Source organism: Cryobacterium sp. MLB-32 (genome assembly GCF_000738085.1).
Classification (GTDB): Bacteria; Actinomycetota; Actinomycetes; order Actinomycetales; family Microbacteriaceae; genus Cryobacterium.
The window spans coordinates 1-1,174 of the sequence record NZ_JPRS01000407.1 but is presented as its reverse complement, the minus strand read 5'-3'; the positions used below and the strand labels follow the sequence as shown (position 1 = coordinate 1,174).

Annotated in this window: 2 protein-coding genes; both read right to left on the bottom strand. The window is 60.3% G+C overall.

What is annotated here, in order from left to right; translation table 11 throughout:
* Nucleotides 1-164: 164 nt before the first annotated feature.
* Nucleotides 165-572 carry a RidA family protein gene (locus tag JF66_RS18985; protein ID WP_035880440.1) on the bottom strand — a complete coding sequence of 136 codons (408 nt, stop codon included), beginning with the start codon at nt 570-572 and terminating at the stop codon, nt 165-167.
* 130 nt (nt 573-702) lie between these two features.
* Nucleotides 703-1,174: signal peptidase I (gene lepB / locus JF66_RS18980; RefSeq protein WP_035880441.1), on the bottom strand; the 472-nt coding region annotated here is incomplete at its 5' end.

Genomic DNA, 1,174 nt, shown 5'->3' with positions numbered 1-1,174 from the left:
GGACAATCGCGTAAACGATTGCAGCGATGTAGGCGAAAGCGACGACCGACGCGAGAACTACCGCAAGCGTGGCTGGAATATGCATGATGGTTCCCGTCCTCCTTCAAGATAAAGCGGCTGGAGGACACGTGTCAATGTGACGAACCTCCAGCGGGCTGGTCCTCTCAGTCAATTACCGCCGCGACGGCTTCGATCTCGACCAGTTGATTCGTGTAGCCCAGAACAGTGACACCCATGAGAGTGCTCGGCACGTCATGCTCCCCGAAAGCCTCACGAATGACCGTCCACGCCGCCACCAAGTCGCTCTGCTTGGAGGATGCCACGAGAACGCGCGCGCTCAGGACGTCATGCAGCTGGGCTCCTGCCGCCTTCAACGCTAAACCGAGGTTCTCCATCGCCTTTCCGGCCTGCGCTGCGTAGTCTCCGACTCCAACGGTGCTGCCAGCGAGGTCCAAGGGGCAGGCACCAGCGAAGAAGATGAGGCGCGCCTCAGCGGGAGCAGTGGCCGCGTACGCGTACTGCGCCACGTCGGACAGATCAGTTGAGCGGATCAGGGAGACGGTTTGGGACATGCCACCACCGTATGGGATGACTCCGCGTAAGGCCGACGAAAACGGTCCCCACGACGCCCGCAAGACGAACCCCCGGCGGGACAAATTGTGCTGAAGAATTCACCCTTTTGCTTCGGTGCTGTCGTCTAATTCAGCGAGCTGACGGCGTGAACGTTTCTGGGTAGTTGCCGAGCCATCCCCAGTGGTTGGCGGGCCAGCTCACGACGACTGCGCGGCCGACGACACGGTTGATTGGGACGAAGCCTGCTCCTGGCGAGCCGTTGAGATAGTGGAACGCTGAGTCGGCTGAGTTGTATCGGTTATCGCCCATGACCCAAAGTTTTCCGTCGGGCACGGTGACCGTAAACGGGCTCTTTGTTGCCGGTGACTGACTGTCAGGGACCTGGATGTATGGCTCGTCGAGGGGAACATCGTTGATGGTGAGCTGTCCGCCTGCCGTGCAACAGACCACGGTGTCTCCGGGAAGGCCGATGACTCTTTTGACGAGGTGATCATTGCTGTCGCCGGTGCTCAGCCCCACAACAGTGAGCGCGGCATCTAGTGCACTGAAGAGATTCAGCGGCACAGGTTGTTGCGGTGGGAGCCAGTTTCCCGGGTCGTGA